This window comes from Actinomyces sp. oral taxon 180 str. F0310 (genome assembly GCF_000185285.1).
Taxonomy (GTDB): Bacteria; Actinomycetota; Actinomycetes; order Actinomycetales; family Actinomycetaceae; genus Pauljensenia.
Genome location: NZ_GL622194.1, coordinates 2,283,739 through 2,299,811 on the forward strand (window position 1 = coordinate 2,283,739; position 16,073 = coordinate 2,299,811).

Genomic DNA, 16,073 nt, shown 5'->3' on the forward strand with positions numbered 1-16,073 from the left:
TGTCAATCACCTCGCCGAGAGCGAAGCGCGCCTCGCGCGCCGGCGAGTGCTCGACTCGGCGCCAACCGGAGGACAGCAGGTGCTTGCGGTCCACCACGTTGTCCGCGCAGATCACCAGCGGGCGATTGAACTTGTCGCGGTAGGCCGTGGACAGGGCCCGCAGCTCCTCGGCTTCCTCATCGGTCGCGTCGCCGACCGACAGCGTCGACAGATCGGAGCTCGACTGCTCGTCGCCCTGCCCGTCGAGAACCAGCGACACGACGTCCGTGTAGGATGCGATGAGTTCCTCGGCCTCGTCGGGAGTGGCCGTGAGCACGGCATCCTCGAAGGAGGAGCGCAGCTCGGAGACGGATGCGAAGGGGCGGGACTCCCACGCGCGCTCAACCGGCCACGTGTGCTGAGAGAACATGACGGAGAAGGTGGAGACGAACTCGCTGCGGTCCATCGCGTTGACGTCGTCCAGGTTGATCTTCTTGCCATTGACGACGGCCACGTCCGGCGAGGCCTGACGTCCGACGTGGAAGAACAGGATGTTGAGGATGATGGCCGTCAACGAGCCGATCGTGACACCGGATCCGAAAATGATCTGCAACCAGGAGGGCATGACCGAGACGATCCCGGGTTTGAGAGTCACGAGGAGGGCAAGGCCAATCGACGTGGAAACGATGATGGCGTTGCGGGTGTCGCGCAGGTCGACCTTCGACAGGGTCTGGATGCCGACCACGGCGACGTTGGCAAACATTGCCAGGGAAGCCCCGCCAATGACGGGCTGGGGAATGGCAGCGACGATTGCGGCAGCCTTGGGGAGCAGACCGAGGATGATCATGATGACGCCCGCCGCCGTGACGACCCAGCGGGACTTCACGCGGGTGAGGCGCACCAGTCCCACGTTTTGAGCGAAGCAGGTGTAGGGGAAGGAGTTGAGGACGCCGCCCAGGAGCGTGGACAGGCCGTCGGCCCGCAGGGCGTTGGCAATGTCTCGCGGCGTGATGCGCTTGCCCACGACCTCGCCCGTAGCAAAGACGTCGCCCGTCGTCTCGACGGCGGTGACCGCCATGACGATGATCATCGCGAGGATCGCGGTCGCCGAGAAACGGGGCAGGCCGAAGTAGAAGGGCGTGGTGACGCCCAACCAGGAGGCCTCGCCTACGCCGGAGAAGTTCGTCTTGCCCATCGCGAAGGCGAGCGCCGTCATGACGAGCAGCGCGAGGAGGACCGAGAGGGTGCCCATGAAGCCCTTGAAGAGACGCTGAATGACGACGATGATCGCGATCGTTCCGAAGGCGAAGCCGAGGGCCTCGAAGGTCGCCGAGGCCTTCGCCGAGTCGTCCGCTGCTTTGTCTGCCCAGGCAACGATGTCACCCGCCGAGACAGACAAGAGGGTCGTGCCCATGACCGTCAAGAGCGTGCCGGTAACGATCGGAGGGAAGAAGCGCAGAAGCTTGGCGAAGAATGGGGCGACGAGGAAAACGATGAGTCCGACCGCGATGATCGAGCCGTACATGGTGGCCAGGCCGGTCTTGGGATCGGCGCCCGGGGGCGTGGCTGCCGCGCCGATCGCGATCAGCGGCGAGACCGCGGTGAAGGTGACGCCCTGGATGAGGGGGAGCTTGACGCCGATGAAGCGGCCGATGCCGGCCGACTGGATGATGGTTGCGATGCCGCAGGTGAACAGATCAGCGTTGATGAGGTGAATGAGTGTGTGTGTATCGAGCCCGAGGTTCTGCGCGATGACCCAGGGGACGATAACGGCACCTGCGTAAAACGCGAGGACGTGCTGAATGCCGAGAACGGTGAGTCTAGCGAAGGACGGAACCTGATCGACGGGGTGGGGAGCGGACGAGGGGCTTGGTGCATGCGTGTCTCCTGGACCTAAACGCAAGTGTTGAAAGGACCCCTCCATTGTCGATGATCGAGGTAGTTGCGTAGCTCAGAGAAAGAAAAGTGTGGCGCGTTATATTTTTCGGGTAGCTATCGGCGGGCACCGGGCCAGCAACGTCGCATGGATGCTCTCCGTTGAGCAACGGAGGGACGCGGGTGCCTGGACGCGGTGGGAACGCGGTCGACGGGACGCCGTGCGTTACCGAAGAACATGCCGGTCGTCGCCTGTTCCGCGAGCGTGGCGGGCGACCGGGCGACCCGGCCGGGGTGATCGGTGACACAGAATCGGGGGAATTTTGGCCTCAAATGTGCCCATTTTTCGTGAATTCCGCGAAAACCCGCCCTAAAGTCGGCGAAAACGCCAGAGATTTCGTAGTGTGTCTTTCGTGGCCACGACAGTGGTAACAAGAACGAACAGGAATGAGGTTTCTCAATGTCCGTGAACCGTACCGAGCTTGTCGCTCAGATTGCCGAACGTGCCGACCTGACCAAGGCGAAGGCCGATGAGGCCCTGGCCGCCTTCCAGGCCGTCCTCGTTGAGTCCCTGGCCAAGGGCGAGGCCGTCAAGGTCACCGGCCTCCTCTCGGTCGAGCGCGTTGAGCGCGCCGCCCGCACCGGCCGCAACCCCCGCACCGGTGAAGAGATCAAGATCCCGGCTGGCTACGGCGTGAAGCTCTCCGCTGGCTCGACGCTGAAGAAGGCCGTGGCCAAGTGAGGCGCTGACCCGAAGCCAAACGCCGTGGGGCGCGACCGCGTGGTCGCGCCCCACGCGCATTATGCCAGCCGTGCCTCATGCGCCTGTACCGGATAGCGGTGTCCCCGGCCCAACTCCTCGGGCCGGGGACACCGCGTGGAGCGCCATGAACGAGCGCTCTAGGCCCCCACCTCCTGCGGAGCACGCTCCTGCAGCAGCGGGTGGTGGCAGGCCACACGATGCGTCTCGTCGGTGAGGACGGGCTGCACCTTGCATTCCTCGCCTGCGAAAGGACAGCGCGGGCGGAACCGGCAGCCCTCGGGCGGGTTGACGGCGCTGGGGGGCTCGCCCGTGAGCTTGATGGCTTCGTCGTCGTGGACGAACTCGGGGTCGGGCACCGGGATGGAATCGATGAGAGCCTTCGTATACGGGTGCTTGGGATTCTCGACAACTTCCTTGGCGGGGCCCTCCTCGACGATCCTCCCCAGGTACATGACGCCGATGCGGTCGGCCATGTATTGGACGACGGCCAGGTCGTGACTGATGAACAGGTAGGACAATCCGAGCTCCTCCTGCAGATCCTTCATGAGGTTGAGAACCTGAGCCTGAACCGACACGTCCAATGCGGACACGGGCTCGTCGGCGACGATGAGGTCTGGAGCAAGCGTCAAGGATCTGGCGAAACCGATGCGCTGGAGCTGCCCACCCGAGAACTCGTGCGGGTAACGATCCAGGATCTCCTCGGTCAAGCCCACCTGCTCCAGGATTTCCATGATCCTCTCGGCGATCTGCCGCGCGGTGCCGGTCTTCTGGATGCTCATCGGTTCGGCCAAGATCTGGTCGATGCGCATGCGCGGGTCCATGGCGGCGTACGAGTCCTGGAACATCATCTGGACGTCCTGGTGCATCTTGACCGCATCACGCCCCTTGAGCGTGGCCAGGTCGCGTCCGAGCAGCTCGATCGCGCCGCCCGACGGAGGCTCAAGGCCAGCGATGAGGCGACCCACGGTGGACTTACCGCAGCCGGACTCGCCCACCAGACCGTAGGTCTCGCCCTTCTTGACCGTGATCGACACGCGGTCGACCGCAGACACCACGCCCTTGTTGCGATTGAAGAACCCCGAACCCGCCGACTCGTACTCTCGGGAGGCTTCCTTCACGTCTAGCAGAGCATCGTGGGAGCGGGCGGCAACGGGGACACTCGCCGCCTTCGCCGCGTCTTCCGAGTCCTCAGGGGAGGCCTCGGCGTCGAGCTTTGCCTGCAGGAGCGCGGGGGACTCGTCCGTGTCCTGAACGGGGTGGAAGCACGCGTAGGAGTGGTTCTCGTCTCCGCTCAGGTCCGGGTAGCCGGCGCGGCACTCATCGGTGGCCCACAGGCAGCGCGCTGCGAAGCGGCACCCGACCGGAAGGTTCGTCAGCGACGGGGGAGCGCCGGGAATGGAGAAGAGCTTCGTCCCTGCAGCGAGCGCCCTTTCCGGCAACGCGGCCATGAGGGAGCTCGTGTAGCGGTGCCGCGGCTCGGTGAAGAGCGTCTTCGTGGGTGCCGTCTCCACGATGCGCCCCGCGTACATGACGGACACGCGGTCGGTGTGTCCGGCGACGACGCCGAGATCGTGCGTGATGAGGATGACGCCCATCTTGTACTCGTCGCGCAGCTCGTCGATGAGATCGAGGATCTGCATCTGCGTGGTGACATCGAGAGCCGTGGTGGGCTCATCCGCGATGAGGATGCGTGGCTGGCACACGAGCGCCATCGCAATCATGACGCGCTGGCGCATCCCGCCCGAGAGCTGGTGCGGATAGTTGTTGATGACCACCTCGGGGCGAGGCATGCCGACGCGCTTGAGGATCTCGACGGCCCGCTCAAGCGCGTCCTTCTTGGACATCTTTTCGTGGACGCGCAGCGGCTCGCACACCTGGAGTCCGATCTTCATCGTCGGATTGAGGCTCGTGAGAGGGTCCTGGAAGATCATGCCGACCTTCGTGCCGCGCAGCTTGCGCTTCTCCTTGAGCGGCAGCTGGGTGAGGTCCTGTCCGTCGAGGATGATGGAGCCGGAGGAGACCCTGCCGCCCTGGGGGAGAAGGCCCATGAGAGACAGCGCTGTCATGGTCTTGCCGGAGCCGGACTCGCCCACGATGCCCAGGGTCTCGCCCGGGTTCACGTGCAGGTCGACACCCGAAAGGGCGCGAACCACGCCGGAGCGGATCTCGATGTCGGTGTGTAGGTCCTTGATTTGAAGGAGTGGAGTATTCATGGTTGTATGCTCACCTCTTGCGCAGTCGAACTTCGAAGGCGTCACGCAGGCCGTCGCCGATGAAGTTGAACGACAGGACCAGCAGGATGATGAGGACGCCCGGCGGGTAGAGCAACCACCAGTTGCCGGAATAGACCTGCGACTGGCTGTTGGAGAGCATGGCCCCCCAGTCGGTGGCGGGAGGCTGTGCACCCAGGCCGAGGAACGACAGGTAGGCGACGTAGAGGACGGCGTCGGCAACCTGGAAGGTAGCGTTGACGATGACGGTTCCGATCGTGTTGCGCACGATGTGCGTCCGGATCGCTCGGGGCATTGAGCCGCCCATGCCGCGCATCGCGATGACGTACTCGCGCGTGCGCAGGGACAGCGCCTCGCCTCGGATCAGTCGGGAGGTTCCCAGCCAGGACAGGGCCGACATGATGATGATGAGGACGGGGACGGTCGGCGGGATCATCGTGGCGATCAGCATGAAGAGGAAGAGAACGGGGACGGACATGAGGGCGTCAACGATGCGCATCATGATCGCATCGACCCAGCCCCCGACGAAGCCCGCGATCGCGCCGTACAGCGTGCCGATCGTGGTTGCGAAGATACCCGCGAAGAGGCCGACGATGATCGAGGTCTGGCCGCCTTTCATGAGGCGTCCGAGCTGGTCGTAGCCGACCGTATCGGTGCCGAGCGGGTGTTCGGCGGACGGGGGCAGGGCCGAGTTCAATGGGTCCGTGTGGATCTGGTCGGTCACGTAGAAGAGGGGACCGATGAACGAGAATGCCATCAGGATGAGGATGAGGCACACGCCGAAGACGGCGAGCCGGTTCTCCATGAAAACCTGAAGGCCCTGCAGCTTCGTGGACTTGCGGACGGCGCGCGCCTTCACGGGCGCTGTGGGGGCTGCGGTTGCTGTGGTCATTTGGATCGTCCTGCCAGTCGAATGCGAGGATCAGCGGCGGCGTACAGGAAATCTGCCAGCAGGGCGCCGATGACCGTTGCAAAAGAGACGATCAGGGCGACGCCCAGGAGAATCGGGTAGTCGCGTCTTCCCGTCGCCTGGTAGTACAGGTATCCCATGCCGTTGAAGTTGAAGAGGGTTTCGATGACGAGGGCGCCGCAGAACATCGCGGGAATGTAGAGGCCGATCATGGTGATGACGGGGAACATGGCGTTGCGCAGCGTGTGGACGAAGACCACGCGGAACTCCGACAATCCCTTGGCGCGAGCGGTGCGAACGTACTGCTCGTTGAGGTTATCCACCATGGAGGAACGGACGTAGCGGGCGTACGCGGCGATTGTTCCAATTGAGAGCGCACACACCGGGAGGATCAGGTGATCCCACTGCTCCCACATGACGGAGAGGTCTTCGCCCTGCGGCGCATCGTTGGGGAGGATGGGCCACACCTGCGAGAAGAGAACGATCAGCAGGAGGCCCGCGAAGAAGATGGGGGTCGAGTAGGCCAGGAGACATGCGATCGTGACGACGTAGTCGGGCGCCTTGTTACGCTTGACCGCCTGCCACACGCCCAGGGGGATGGCAATGATGAGGGCGAGAATGGTGGACAGAAGAGACAGGAAGATGGTGCGCGGTAGGCGTGCGGCCAGCAGGTCGTTGACGGACTGGTTGTGCTGGTAGGAGTAGCCGAAGTCTCCGTGCGCGATCTTGTTCAGGTAGGTGACGTACTGCTCGGGAATCGGACGGTCGTAGCCGTTCTCGTGGTCGAAGGCGGCGAGCTGTTCCTTGGTTGCGTCCTTGCCCAGCGCCGCTCGGGCTGCGCCGCCCGGCTGGGACTGGAGGAGAATGAAGGTAATGATGGTGACCAGGAAGACCACGACGACTGCCTGGCCGAGGCGTTTGAGGATGAATTGGATCATTGCGAACTCCACGGTTAGGGGGCAGGCGCCCGCGTGAGCGGGTGCGGGCGCCTGCCCGTGAGGCGCTAAGCGAGGTGTTACTTACCCTCGCCGGTCGTCCAGGACCAGTCCTCGGGCCAGGTGTCGCCGGTCGCGTCAATGTCGCCCAGGTCGAGCGTCTTCTTCACGGCGGTGATCTGGTAGTAGGGGTTAGGCATCCACAGGACCGGCAGGTCCTCGGCGAGGTAGTCGTTGTATGCCTTCAGCGCGTTGGGCTCCGACGAACGCGTGGACTCTTCGATGAGCTTGTCGGCCTCGGGGTTGGAGTACTGGCCGAGGTTGACGGGGGCGTCAGTGGCGAAGAGACGCTCGCCGGAGGCGTAGATCGGGAAACCCCACGAGGTCTGGGACCCGAAGAAAGACAGGTCCCACGTGCACGGGGTTTCGTCATCGCACGCCTGGGAGGCACCCACGGAGTCGGGGACCTCGTTCATGTCGAGCTTGATGCCGACCTTGCCGAACTTGGAGATGATGTCCTCGAACATCTGGTGTGTGGAAACGAAGCCCGACTGGGACACGAGCTTGAAGGTCAGGGCGTCGCCCTGTCCGATACCCTCGCCGCACTGGTTGGCTCCCGTGCCCGGGTTCTCACAGGTGGAGGCGCCGTCGGGGTTGATCTTCCAGCCGTGATCCTCCAGGAGCTTCTTGGCCGCATCGGGATCGAAGGGGTAGACGCAGCCGTCCAGGGTGCCGACCTTGTCGGGTTCCATGGGGACGGGGCCACACGTCGGGGAGGCGGTTCCCGACCAGATCTTCTCGGAGAGGGTCTTCTGATCGATCAGCTGCTGCATTGCCTGGCGGATGTATTTCTGGTTCGTGAACTTGGCGCCGGGGGCCTTGGGGTAGAAGTTCATTGCCAGGTAGGTGATGGAGTTGCCGGGCCACAGGAAGACGTTGTAGCCCTTGCTCTCGACGGCGCCTCGCTGGTTGTACTGCGCGGCGGGAATGTAGCCAAAGTCGATGCTGCCCGAACGCACGGAGTTGAACTCGGCGTCGTCACCGGTGAAGGCCTTGTAGATGAGTTTGTCGATCTTGGGCTTGTCCTCGCCCCAGTAGTTCTCGTTGGGGACCATCTCCAGGCCCTGGTCGGGCGTGAAGGAGGAGACCTTCCAGGGGCCGTTGACGGTCTGCCACAGGGGGTTGGTGGCGTAGGTCGAGAGGTTCTTGGCCTCTCCCTGGAGGTATGCGAAGACCTGCTGCGCGCCCTCGGGGGTGCGGTCCAGGTCCGAGACGGCCTCGTCAGCGCTGGACTTGTCCCAGGCGTGCTGCGGCAGGAGAGCAACCTTGTTGATCTGGTTGTCGATGAACCAGGCGGGGGCGAACTTGTCCTCGGTCGTGATCGAGAAGGTGCGCTCGTCCTTGACCTCCAGCTTCGCACCGTCGGGGAAGAAGCCCTTCTTGTACGAGGCCCACTCGTCCTTGTTGTTGGTCACGAGGTTCCACCAGAACTCCACGTCGCGGGTGGTCACGGGTGTGCCATCACTCCACTTGGCGTCCTCGCGCAGGGTGATGGTGTAGGTCAGGCCGTCCTCGGAGACCTCGGGAACGGTACCCAGGGACTTGGGGAGGTTGATCTTGTAGGGGGTTTCGGACGTGGACTTGTAGGCGAAGAGGGGGCGGTACATCGCTTGGATGAAGTTCCCGTTCTCGCCCTGCGTGTATCCCTTGGCGGAGACCGGGAAGATCCAGTTCGGGATGCGCGAGGCCATGGTGACCTCGTTCTTTCCGGTCTCTGAGGTGACGGCGCGGTTGCTGCCGCCGCAGGCGGACAGGCCCAGAGTGGCGACCATCGCGAGCGCCGCTCCGGTGGCGATCCACCGCTTCTTTCTGAGGTTCATGACTGCTCCAAATCAACGTTGATCGGGGACTCTGGCCGGAGTCAACCCTGCCAGATGGCATACATCATATGACAGTTTATTGAGCAGTGTTGCCAAGTTGGAAGAAATCGCTAATGTTACGAAAAAATAACGATGAACTTTGGCGAAAGTAGCACCATACTTTATTCGATGGTGCATAATTGATCCTGTTCTCAACGGGGAGTGCCGTGTAACGTTGCGGTTACTGCGTGCATGCTCAAGAGGAGGTGCCATGGCCGCTCATGATGTCGACCAAACTGTCCTGACCCTCATCGTGTCCGGCCAAGCGGACACGCGCCCAGCGATCGTCAAGCAGACGGGACTGGCTCCGTCCACGGTGTCGGCAGCGGTGTCCCGGCTCGTTGAATCCGGCGTCATCGAGGAAAGCGATCAATCCGTGTCAACGGGTGGGCGCAGAGCTCGTCGCCTCGTCGCAGCCGACGGAGCGGGCGCGCTCGCGCTCGTCGAACTCGGTGCTCACCACGGCCTGGTGGCACTCACGGATCCTGCCCGCGGAGTGGGGGAAGCTACCAGCCTTCTCGTCGACATCGCTCGGGGCCCCGAAGCGGTCCTGGACGTCGTCATGGAGGAGGTCAGCCGTCAAGAAAAGGCTGCGGGAGTGCGTGTCGGTGGACTTGCCATCGCCGTGCCCGGCCCCGTCGATGCCGAGCACACGCGCGTGATCCGTCCGGCCCGCATGCCGGGGTGGGATGGAATCAACGTCGCCGAGGCGGTGAGCCGACAATGCGGCCTCGCCGCCACGATCGAAAACGATGCGCGCGCGGGCGCCATCGGAGAATCGGTCTATCGACGCCGACTGTCGGGAGTGTCTCCCATCGACACGCTCATCTACATCAAGGCGGGTTCGGCCATCGGCGGGGCCTACCTCATGGAGGGCGTCCCCCTCGTGGGACGAGGCGGCCTCGCCGGCGACATCTCCCACATTCCCGTTGACGCGGCAGCGGGGCGACCATGCAAGTGTGGCAACGTCGGATGCCTCGAAACCATCGCTTCGGCTGACTCGATCCGCTCCGACTTGGCCGCTGTCGGCCTCGCCTACGAGAACAACGCTCAATTGCTCGAGGCGGCACGCGACGGAATCCCCGAGGTGGCCACAGCCATCCGTCAGGCAGGCACCCTCCTCGGGCATAGCGTGGCACACCTCGTCTCCTTCCTTGCTCCCCAGGGCGTCATCGTCGGCGGGGCGCTGTCCGCCGTCGATGCGTTCAGCGCGGGAGTGCGAGCCGCGCTCCACCAATCCTGCCTCCCCTCGATCATGGAACACCTCGTGATTGAGTCATCCCGCTCAGGGCGCGACGCCGCGCTCTGGGGTCTATCGACACTCACCCCCCACAAGATCTCAAAGGAGAATCGCTCATGACCAAGCCCCGCATCGCCGTTGCAGGGATCCACATCGAGTCTTCAACCTTCACGCCCTATGTTTCGACAGCCGAGGACTTCATCGTCACCCGGGGAAGCGAGCTCATGGAGCGCTTCTACTGGAGGGACGAGGACTGGGCTCGACAGATCGAGTGGATCCCCATCCTCCACGCGCGCGCCCTTCCCGGCGGCGTCGTCGAGCGCGGCGCGTACGACGCCTGGAAGGAGGAGATCCTTCGGGGGCTGGGGGAGGCAGGTCCCCTTGACGGCCTCTTCTTCGACATCCATGGTGCCATGAGCGTCCAGGGCATGGACGATGCCGAGGGGGACCTCATGACCGCCATTCGCCGCGTCATCGGCCCCGATCCCATGGTCAGTGCGTCCATGGACCTGCACGGCAATGTCTCCCAGGACCTCTTCGATGGGTGCGACCTGCTCACGTGCTATCGCCTTGCCCCCCACGAGGACGCGCTCGAATCGCGTCGCCGTGCCGCATACAACCTGGGTCGGCGCCTTCTGGACGGTGCGCCCAAGCCCGTCAAGGCGCTCGTCCACGTTCCCGTCCTGCTACCCGGCGAAAAGACCTCGACACGCATCGAACCCGCCAAGTCCCTCTACAAGATGATCGACCCCATCGAGGAGATGGAGGGCATCCTCGACGCGGCTATCTGGATCGGCTTCGCGTGGGCGGACCAGCCCCGCTGCAAGGGAGCGGTCGTCGTCACGGGTGACGACGCGGATCTCGTGAAGGAGCAGGCCGAGCGCATTGGCCAGTATTTTTGGGACGTGCACGATCGCTTCGAGTTTGTCGCACCCGTTGCCTCCATGGAGGAATGCCTGGCGGCAGCCGAGGAAGGGCCCAAGCCCTTCTTCATCTCCGATTCCGGGGACAATCCGGGCGCCGGAGGTGCCGACGACGTGACGGTCGCGCTCGCCGCCCTCCTGGCATGGAAGCCCGTCCAGGACGCGAGCCTGGACGTTGTCTACGCCTCGATCATCGACCCGGGTGCCGCCGCGGGCGCCTGGGAGGCCGGGATCGGCGCCGAGATCGATGTCGAGGTGGGCGGACACATTGACACGCGTGAACCCGGACCGATTCGCGTGCGGGCAACCGTCGAGGCGCTCACCGACGACCCAATGGGTGGGCGCACCGCCGCGCTACGCGTCGGTGGCCTGCGCTTTATCGTGACGACGAATCGCAACCAGTACACGATGTTCAGCCAGTTCGAGCCCCTCGACATTGACATCACCGCCGCGGATGTCGTCGTCGTCAAGATCGGATACCTCGAACCCGACCTGTACAACACGCAGAAGGGTTGGCTCATGGCGCTCACCCCCGGCGGAGTGGACCAGGACCTCATTCGCCTGGGCCATCACAAGATCGAACGCCCGATGTTCCCCTTCGACCCGGACATGACCGCCCCCGATCTGCGCGCACAGGTCGTGGAGCCATGAGTACCGTCAAGGACTCGCCCGGCCCGGTTTTCGCCGGCATCGACATCGGAGGAACCTCCATCAAGTGGATGATCGTCGACGAGGCCGGATCGATCCTCGCAGACGGGAACGAAGCGACGGATCGTGAGGCCGTCGCGTCCCAGGTGGGGGCGATTGGCCAGCGTCTCGCCCACGGTCATCCGGGCCTGGTGGGTTTCGGGCTTATCTGCCCCGGCCTCGTGGACGAGGAGAGCGGAACCGTTGTCTACGCCGCGAACCTTGAGCTGCGCGGAGTGCAACTCGCGCGCGCGGTCGAGGAGGCGACGGGGGTGCCCGCCGCCCTCATGCACGACGGGCGAGCCGCCGGCCTGGCCGAGGGGCTGCTCGGCGCGGGACGCGGAGCCTCATCCTTCCTGATGATGCCGATTGGGACGGGCATCTCCGTGGCGCTCATGCTCAAAGATGGCCTGTGGAGCGGGGCAACCTTCAGCGCGGGGGAGGTCGGGCACGCCCCGGTCTTCCCCGGAGGAGAGCCCTGTCGCTGCGGCTCGCGTGGATGCCTGGAGGTCTACGCCTCCGCCAAGGGAATCGCGCGCCGTTACGAGCAGGCAACAGGCCGCGACGTCGGCGCCAAGGCCGTCGAGGACGGGATTGGTCGGGACCCCGTGGCGAGCGAGGTGTGGGGGACCGCCGTGCGTGCGCTTGCCCTGTCGCTGACCCACATGACGCTCACCGTCGATGTCGAGCGCATCATCATCGGCGGCGGACTGTCCCACGCCGGCGAACACCTGCTGGCCCCCCTGCGCGAGGAGTTCGCGTCGATGCTCACCTTCCGCGACGCCCCCGAGATCGTGCGGGCTTCCCTGGGCGGGGCCGGCGGACGCTGGGGCGCGGCGATCCTGGCGGCCCGCGTCGGCGGATCCAGCTGCTACGAAAGGTGGAAGCCGTGACGGTTGTTGAAATTTGCGTCGAAGATGCCCTGGGGGTTCGCCGGGCACGCGACGGCGGAGCGGACCGCGTGGAAGTCTGTCGGGACCTGTCCTGCGGCGGCCTAACCCCGGCTTTCGACGAGGTCGCGGCGGCCCTTGAGGTTGCTCCCGCTGGCGGCGTCCAGGTGCTCGTGCGGCCTCGCCCCGGAGACTTCGTGCACTCGCGCGAAGAAGTCGATCGGATCGCCTCCGACATCGCCCAGCTCGCCTCCGTGGGCAGGGGAGCCACGGTTCCCCTCGGCTTCGTCGTGGGTGTGCTCGAGCCGGGAGGCCGGATCAATGTCGACGCGTCGGCTCGTCTGCGTGACGAGGCGGGGGAGGCTCCGCTCACCTTCCACCGCGCCTTCGACCAGGTGGAGGATCTCGATCGCGGGCTCGATGTCCTCATGGAGCTGGGCTATGACCGGGTTCTCACCACCGGGGGAGACCCTGCGGTGGCCAGGCCCGAGGCACTCGCTCGCCTCGTGGCTCGAGGAGGGGAAGACATCATCATCTTGGTCTCCGGTGGGCTTCGCGCCCACAACGTCGCCGACGTTGTGGCCGCCTCGCGCGCTCGCGAGGTGCACATGCGGGCGCCCGGGGCGTGCGGAACGGACCAGGAAGAGGTCGAGCGCGTCGTCGCCGCGCTTCGCTGAGTGGAACAGAGAGAACGACTGTTCATCGATTCGTCTGACAAATCGATGATCATGGTGTAAGGTTAACCACATGAGAATTGGAATTTTCAACGACGAAGATCAGATCGCGTCACTGGCAGCAGACCGCATCCTCGAGGTGTACCGCGCCAAGCCGAACTTTGTGCTCGGCCTGGCCACCGGGTCCTCGCCTCTCAAGCTCTACGCTGAGCTTGTGCGCCGCTACCAGGCCGGTCAGATCTCCTTTGCCCAGGTTCGCTCTTACAACCTCGACGAATACGTCGGGCTGCCCCGCGATCACTACGAGGGGTATGCGAACTTCATCCACCGCAACCTCGTTGACCTCGTCGACATGCCCGAGGGTGCCGCGCACGGCCCCGACGGCTGGTGTGACGACCTCGAGGCCGGCGCCGCAGCCTACGACGCGGCCATCAAGGCAGACGGAGGCATCGACATCCAGGTCCTCGGAATCGGCTCGGACGGCCACATCGGCTTCAACGAGCCCGGCGGGACCCTCGCGTCGCGCACGCACGTGGGTGTCCTCACCGAGCAGACCCGTCGCGACAACGCCCGCTTCTTCGACGGCAACATCGACGCCGTGCCAACCCACTGCGTCACCCAGGGCCTGGGAACCATCATGGATTCGCGCGCGCACATCTTCATCGCCACCGGCGAAGGCAAGGCGGACGCGGTCAAGGCCATGGTCGAGGGCGGCGTCACCCAGCGCTGGCCCGCCTCCATCCTGCAGCACCACCCGGATGTGACGGTCCTCCTCGATGAGGCGGCCGCCTCCAAGCTTGAGCTAGCGGACTTCTACAAGGAGGTGTGGGCCAAGGAGCACCTGTAACACGCGGCCCACGACCCCTGGCCTCGGCTTCGCTTGCGAAGCCGAGGCCAGCCTCATTGCCGGGTTTAGCTCCCGGCGCACGGCATCACTGCCTCGGCGTCGTCGGCGGGACGTACAATGAGTGCATGCGTAATGCCCTCGACGAACCCACCGGCCCCTCCGCGCCCTCCACAGCATCCTCGACCGGGCTACTGGAGCGCACCGAGACCAGGCGGGAACGCACCGGCGGCGACGGCGATCGTTTCGCCCACTTTGTTCGCAAGGACAAGGCCAACTCCTCGATGGTGACGGGGCAGCCCGTGGTCGCCCTGTGCGGCAAGGTATGGATTCCTACCCGCGACGCCTCCCAGTACCCCGTGTGCCCCACCTGCAAGGAACTGCGCGATTCGATGGGCAAGAACGGGCGCAACTGGCCGTTCTCCGACGGCGGAAAGGGCTCCGACAAGTGAGCGAGACGACCCGGCGCGCACCGGTTGGTCGGCTGCGTGCCTGGCAGGCCGACGCCCTCGAACGCTACATGAGCTGTGCGCCGCGCGACTTTCTGGCGGTCGCGACGCCCGGAGCCGGAAAAACCACCTTCGCGTTGACGCTCGCCACCGAACTGATTGCCCGCGGCATCGTCGACAAGCTCACGGTCGTGTGCCCCACGGAGCACCTCAAAGGCCAGTGGGCCTCCAACGCCGCGCGTTTCGGGATCCACATCGACCCCGACTTTACGAACTCGCAGGGCGTCGCCGGATCGCACTTCGACGGGGTTGCCGTCACCTACGCGCAGGTGGGGTCCAACCCCGCTGTCCACTCCGCCCGCACCCGCGCCTATCGCACCCTCGTCATTCTCGACGAGATCCACCACGCGGGAGACTCCCTGTCGTGGGGCGATGGCGTGCGCGAAGCCTTCGCCGAGGCCACGCGCCGACTCGCCCTGACGGGAACACCCTTCCGCTCCGATACTTCCCCAATTCCCTTCGTCACCTACGCGGAAGACGACGAAGGTATCCGGCGTTCCCGCGCCGACTACACCTACGGATACGGCGACGCGCTCAAGGACGCCGTCGTGCGCCCCGTTCTCTTCATGTCCTACTCGGGGCAGATGGCCTGGCGCACCAACGCCGGTGACGAGGTGAGCGCGCGCCTGGGCGAACCCCTCACAAAGGACATGATGAAGCAGGCCTGGCGTACCGCCCTCGACCCCAAGGGCGAGTGGATTCCCGCGGTCCTGCGTGCGGCAGACCTGCGCCTGGAGGAGGTGCGCCGCGCCGTTCCCGACGCCGGCGGACTCGTCATCGCATCCAACCAGGAACAAGCGCGAGCCTACGCCCGCCATCTGCGTCTCATCACCGGAAAGGCACCGACGATTGTCCTGTCCGACGATGCGGATGCCTCTGATCGCATCTCTGAGTTTTCCGCCTCCACCGACAAGTGGATGGTTGCCGTGCGCATGGTCTCCGAGGGCGTCGATGTGCCGAGGCTCTGCGTCGGAGTGTACGCCACGAACGCGTCGACTCCGCTGTTCTTCGCCCAGGCCATCGGACGCTTCGTGCGCGCCCGCAAGAGGGGAGAGACGGCCACTGTCTTCATCCCTTCCGTCCTCCCCCTGCTCTCCCTCGCCGGAGACATGGAGGTCGAACGCGATCACGCGCTGGACCGGCCCAAGCGCGGCGATGACGAAGACGCCATGTGGAACCCCGAGGACGCGATGGTGGCGGCTGCCAACCGCGAGGAGAAAGCCTCCTCCGACCTGCTGTCGCAGTTCGAGGTCCTCGGAGCCGACGCCGAATTCGACGGCGTCCTCTTCGACGGCGCAGCGTGGGGTGCGGGGGCCGAGGTTGGCTCCGAAGAGGAGCAGGAGTATCTCGGCATCCCCGGCCTCCTCGACGCCGACCAGGTGACGACGCTGCTACGCGCACGCCAGGCCGACCAGGTTGCCGCCCAGCGAAAGAGCCGAAGCGCGCGCAAGATGCGCGAGGACAACGCGGGAATTCCCGCCCACAAGCTGCGCGCGGCCAAGCGCAAGGAACTTCAGCACCTCGTCTCGACCTGGTCACGCCGCTCGGGAGACACCCACGCGACCATCCACTCGCGGCTGCGCTCGCGCTGTGGCGGTCCCGAAGTCGCCCAGGCGACGACCGAGCAGATTGAGGCGCGCATCGCTCTGCTGCGCGAGTGGTTCGTCGGGCGGCACTGAGATTGCGCCCCCGGC

Annotated in this window: 13 protein-coding genes; 8 read left to right on the forward strand and 5 right to left on the reverse strand. The window is 65.1% G+C overall.

Annotation, left to right across the window (positions count from 1 at the left end; all coding sequences use genetic code 11):
* The coding region (locus tag HMPREF9006_RS09740; protein ID WP_034231776.1) for a solute carrier family 23 protein at positions 1-1,882 on the reverse strand (1,882 nt) is incomplete at its 3' end.
* 432 nt (positions 1,883-2,314) lie between these two features.
* Here HMPREF9006_RS09740 and HMPREF9006_RS09745 point away from each other — a divergent pair.
* Positions 2,315-2,596 (forward strand): HU family DNA-binding protein, encoded by a 282-nt coding sequence (locus tag HMPREF9006_RS09745; RefSeq protein WP_009213437.1) that lies wholly within the window; start codon positions 2,315-2,317, stop codon positions 2,594-2,596.
* A gap of 158 nt (positions 2,597-2,754) precedes the next feature.
* Here HMPREF9006_RS09745 and HMPREF9006_RS09750 read toward each other — a convergent pair whose 3' ends face one another.
* The 4 genes from HMPREF9006_RS09750 to HMPREF9006_RS09765 all read right to left on the reverse strand — a co-directional run bounded on the left by HMPREF9006_RS09750 (position 2,755) and on the right by HMPREF9006_RS09765 (position 8,573).
* A complete protein-coding gene (locus HMPREF9006_RS09750) occupies positions 2,755-4,830 on the reverse strand; it encodes an ABC transporter ATP-binding protein (RefSeq protein ID WP_009213438.1) in 2,076 nt (691 codons plus the stop codon).
* Positions 4,831-4,840: 10 nt separating this feature from the next.
* A complete protein-coding gene (locus HMPREF9006_RS09755) occupies positions 4,841-5,740 on the reverse strand; it encodes an ABC transporter permease (RefSeq protein ID WP_009213439.1) in 900 nt (299 codons plus the stop codon).
* On the reverse strand, positions 5,737-6,696 hold the full coding sequence (locus HMPREF9006_RS09760; protein WP_009213440.1) for an ABC transporter permease: 960 nt from the start codon (positions 6,694-6,696) through the stop codon (positions 5,737-5,739). The genes HMPREF9006_RS09755 and HMPREF9006_RS09760 overlap by 4 nt, the downstream gene beginning before the upstream one ends.
* Before the next feature lie 77 nt (positions 6,697-6,773).
* A complete protein-coding gene (locus tag HMPREF9006_RS09765) occupies positions 6,774-8,573 on the reverse strand; it encodes a peptide ABC transporter substrate-binding protein (RefSeq protein ID WP_009213441.1) in 1,800 nt (599 codons plus the stop codon).
* A 250-nt stretch (positions 8,574-8,823) separates the two neighbouring features.
* Here HMPREF9006_RS09765 and HMPREF9006_RS09770 point away from each other — a divergent pair, with 250 nt between their 5' ends.
* The 7 genes from HMPREF9006_RS09770 (at position 8,824) to HMPREF9006_RS09800 (ending at position 16,058) form a co-directional block, all read left to right on the forward strand.
* The gene (locus tag HMPREF9006_RS09770) at positions 8,824-9,972 is read left to right on the forward strand and encodes an ROK family transcriptional regulator (RefSeq protein WP_009213442.1); all 1,149 of its coding nucleotides are present in this window, start codon (positions 8,824-8,826) and stop codon (positions 9,970-9,972) included.
* Positions 9,969-11,426, forward strand: coding sequence for a M81 family metallopeptidase (locus tag HMPREF9006_RS09775; protein WP_009213443.1), 1,458 nt, complete (start codon positions 9,969-9,971; stop codon positions 11,424-11,426). The genes HMPREF9006_RS09770 and HMPREF9006_RS09775 overlap by 4 nt, the downstream gene beginning before the upstream one ends.
* Positions 11,423-12,355 carry an ROK family protein gene (locus HMPREF9006_RS09780; protein WP_009213444.1) on the forward strand — a complete coding sequence of 311 codons (933 nt, stop codon included), beginning with the start codon at positions 11,423-11,425 and terminating at the stop codon, positions 12,353-12,355. Before HMPREF9006_RS09775 ends, HMPREF9006_RS09780 begins: the two co-directional genes overlap by 4 nt.
* On the forward strand, positions 12,352-13,029 hold the full coding sequence (locus HMPREF9006_RS09785) for a copper homeostasis protein CutC (RefSeq protein WP_009213445.1): 678 nt from the start codon (positions 12,352-12,354) through the stop codon (positions 13,027-13,029). Before HMPREF9006_RS09780 ends, HMPREF9006_RS09785 begins: the two co-directional genes overlap by 4 nt.
* 70 nt (positions 13,030-13,099) lie before the next feature.
* The gene (gene nagB / locus HMPREF9006_RS09790; RefSeq protein ID WP_009213446.1) at positions 13,100-13,873 is read left to right on the forward strand and encodes a glucosamine-6-phosphate deaminase; all 774 of its coding nucleotides are present in this window, start codon (positions 13,100-13,102) and stop codon (positions 13,871-13,873) included.
* Between the two features lie 125 nt (positions 13,874-13,998).
* Positions 13,999-14,322 (forward strand): DUF3039 domain-containing protein, encoded by a 324-nt coding sequence (locus HMPREF9006_RS09795; RefSeq protein ID WP_009213447.1) that lies wholly within the window; start codon positions 13,999-14,001, stop codon positions 14,320-14,322.
* The gene (locus HMPREF9006_RS09800; RefSeq protein ID WP_009213448.1) at positions 14,319-16,058 is read left to right on the forward strand and encodes a DEAD/DEAH box helicase; all 1,740 of its coding nucleotides are present in this window, start codon (positions 14,319-14,321) and stop codon (positions 16,056-16,058) included. Before HMPREF9006_RS09795 ends, HMPREF9006_RS09800 begins: the two co-directional genes overlap by 4 nt.
* The last annotated feature ends 15 nt before the right edge of the window (positions 16,059-16,073 follow it).

Excerpts from the sequence above, each read along its gene's own strand:
- HMPREF9006_RS09780 (WP_009213444.1), top strand. The coding sequence starts at position 11,423 with ATGAGTACCGTCAAGGACTCGCCCGGCCCGGTTTTCGCCGGCATCGAC.
- HMPREF9006_RS09775 (WP_009213443.1), top strand. The coding sequence starts at position 9,969 with ATGACCAAGCCCCGCATCGCCGTTGCAGGGATCCACATCGAGTCTTCA.
- HMPREF9006_RS09760 (WP_009213440.1), bottom strand. The coding sequence starts at position 6,696 with ATGATCCAATTCATCCTCAAACGCCTCGGCCAGGCAGTCGTCGTGGTC.
- HMPREF9006_RS09770 (WP_009213442.1), top strand. The coding sequence starts at position 8,824 with ATGGCCGCTCATGATGTCGACCAAACTGTCCTGACCCTCATCGTGTCC.
- HMPREF9006_RS09795 (WP_009213447.1), top strand. The coding sequence starts at position 13,999 with ATGCGTAATGCCCTCGACGAACCCACCGGCCCCTCCGCGCCCTCCACA.
- HMPREF9006_RS09765 (WP_009213441.1), bottom strand. The coding sequence starts at position 8,573 with ATGAACCTCAGAAAGAAGCGGTGGATCGCCACCGGAGCGGCGCTCGCG.
- HMPREF9006_RS09755 (WP_009213439.1), bottom strand. The coding sequence starts at position 5,740 with ATGACCACAGCAACCGCAGCCCCCACAGCGCCCGTGAAGGCGCGCGCC.
- HMPREF9006_RS09750 (WP_009213438.1), bottom strand. The coding sequence starts at position 4,830 with ATGAATACTCCACTCCTTCAAATCAAGGACCTACACACCGACATCGAG.
- nagB (WP_009213446.1), top strand. The coding sequence starts at position 13,100 with ATGAGAATTGGAATTTTCAACGACGAAGATCAGATCGCGTCACTGGCA.
- HMPREF9006_RS09745 (WP_009213437.1), top strand. The coding sequence starts at position 2,315 with ATGTCCGTGAACCGTACCGAGCTTGTCGCTCAGATTGCCGAACGTGCC.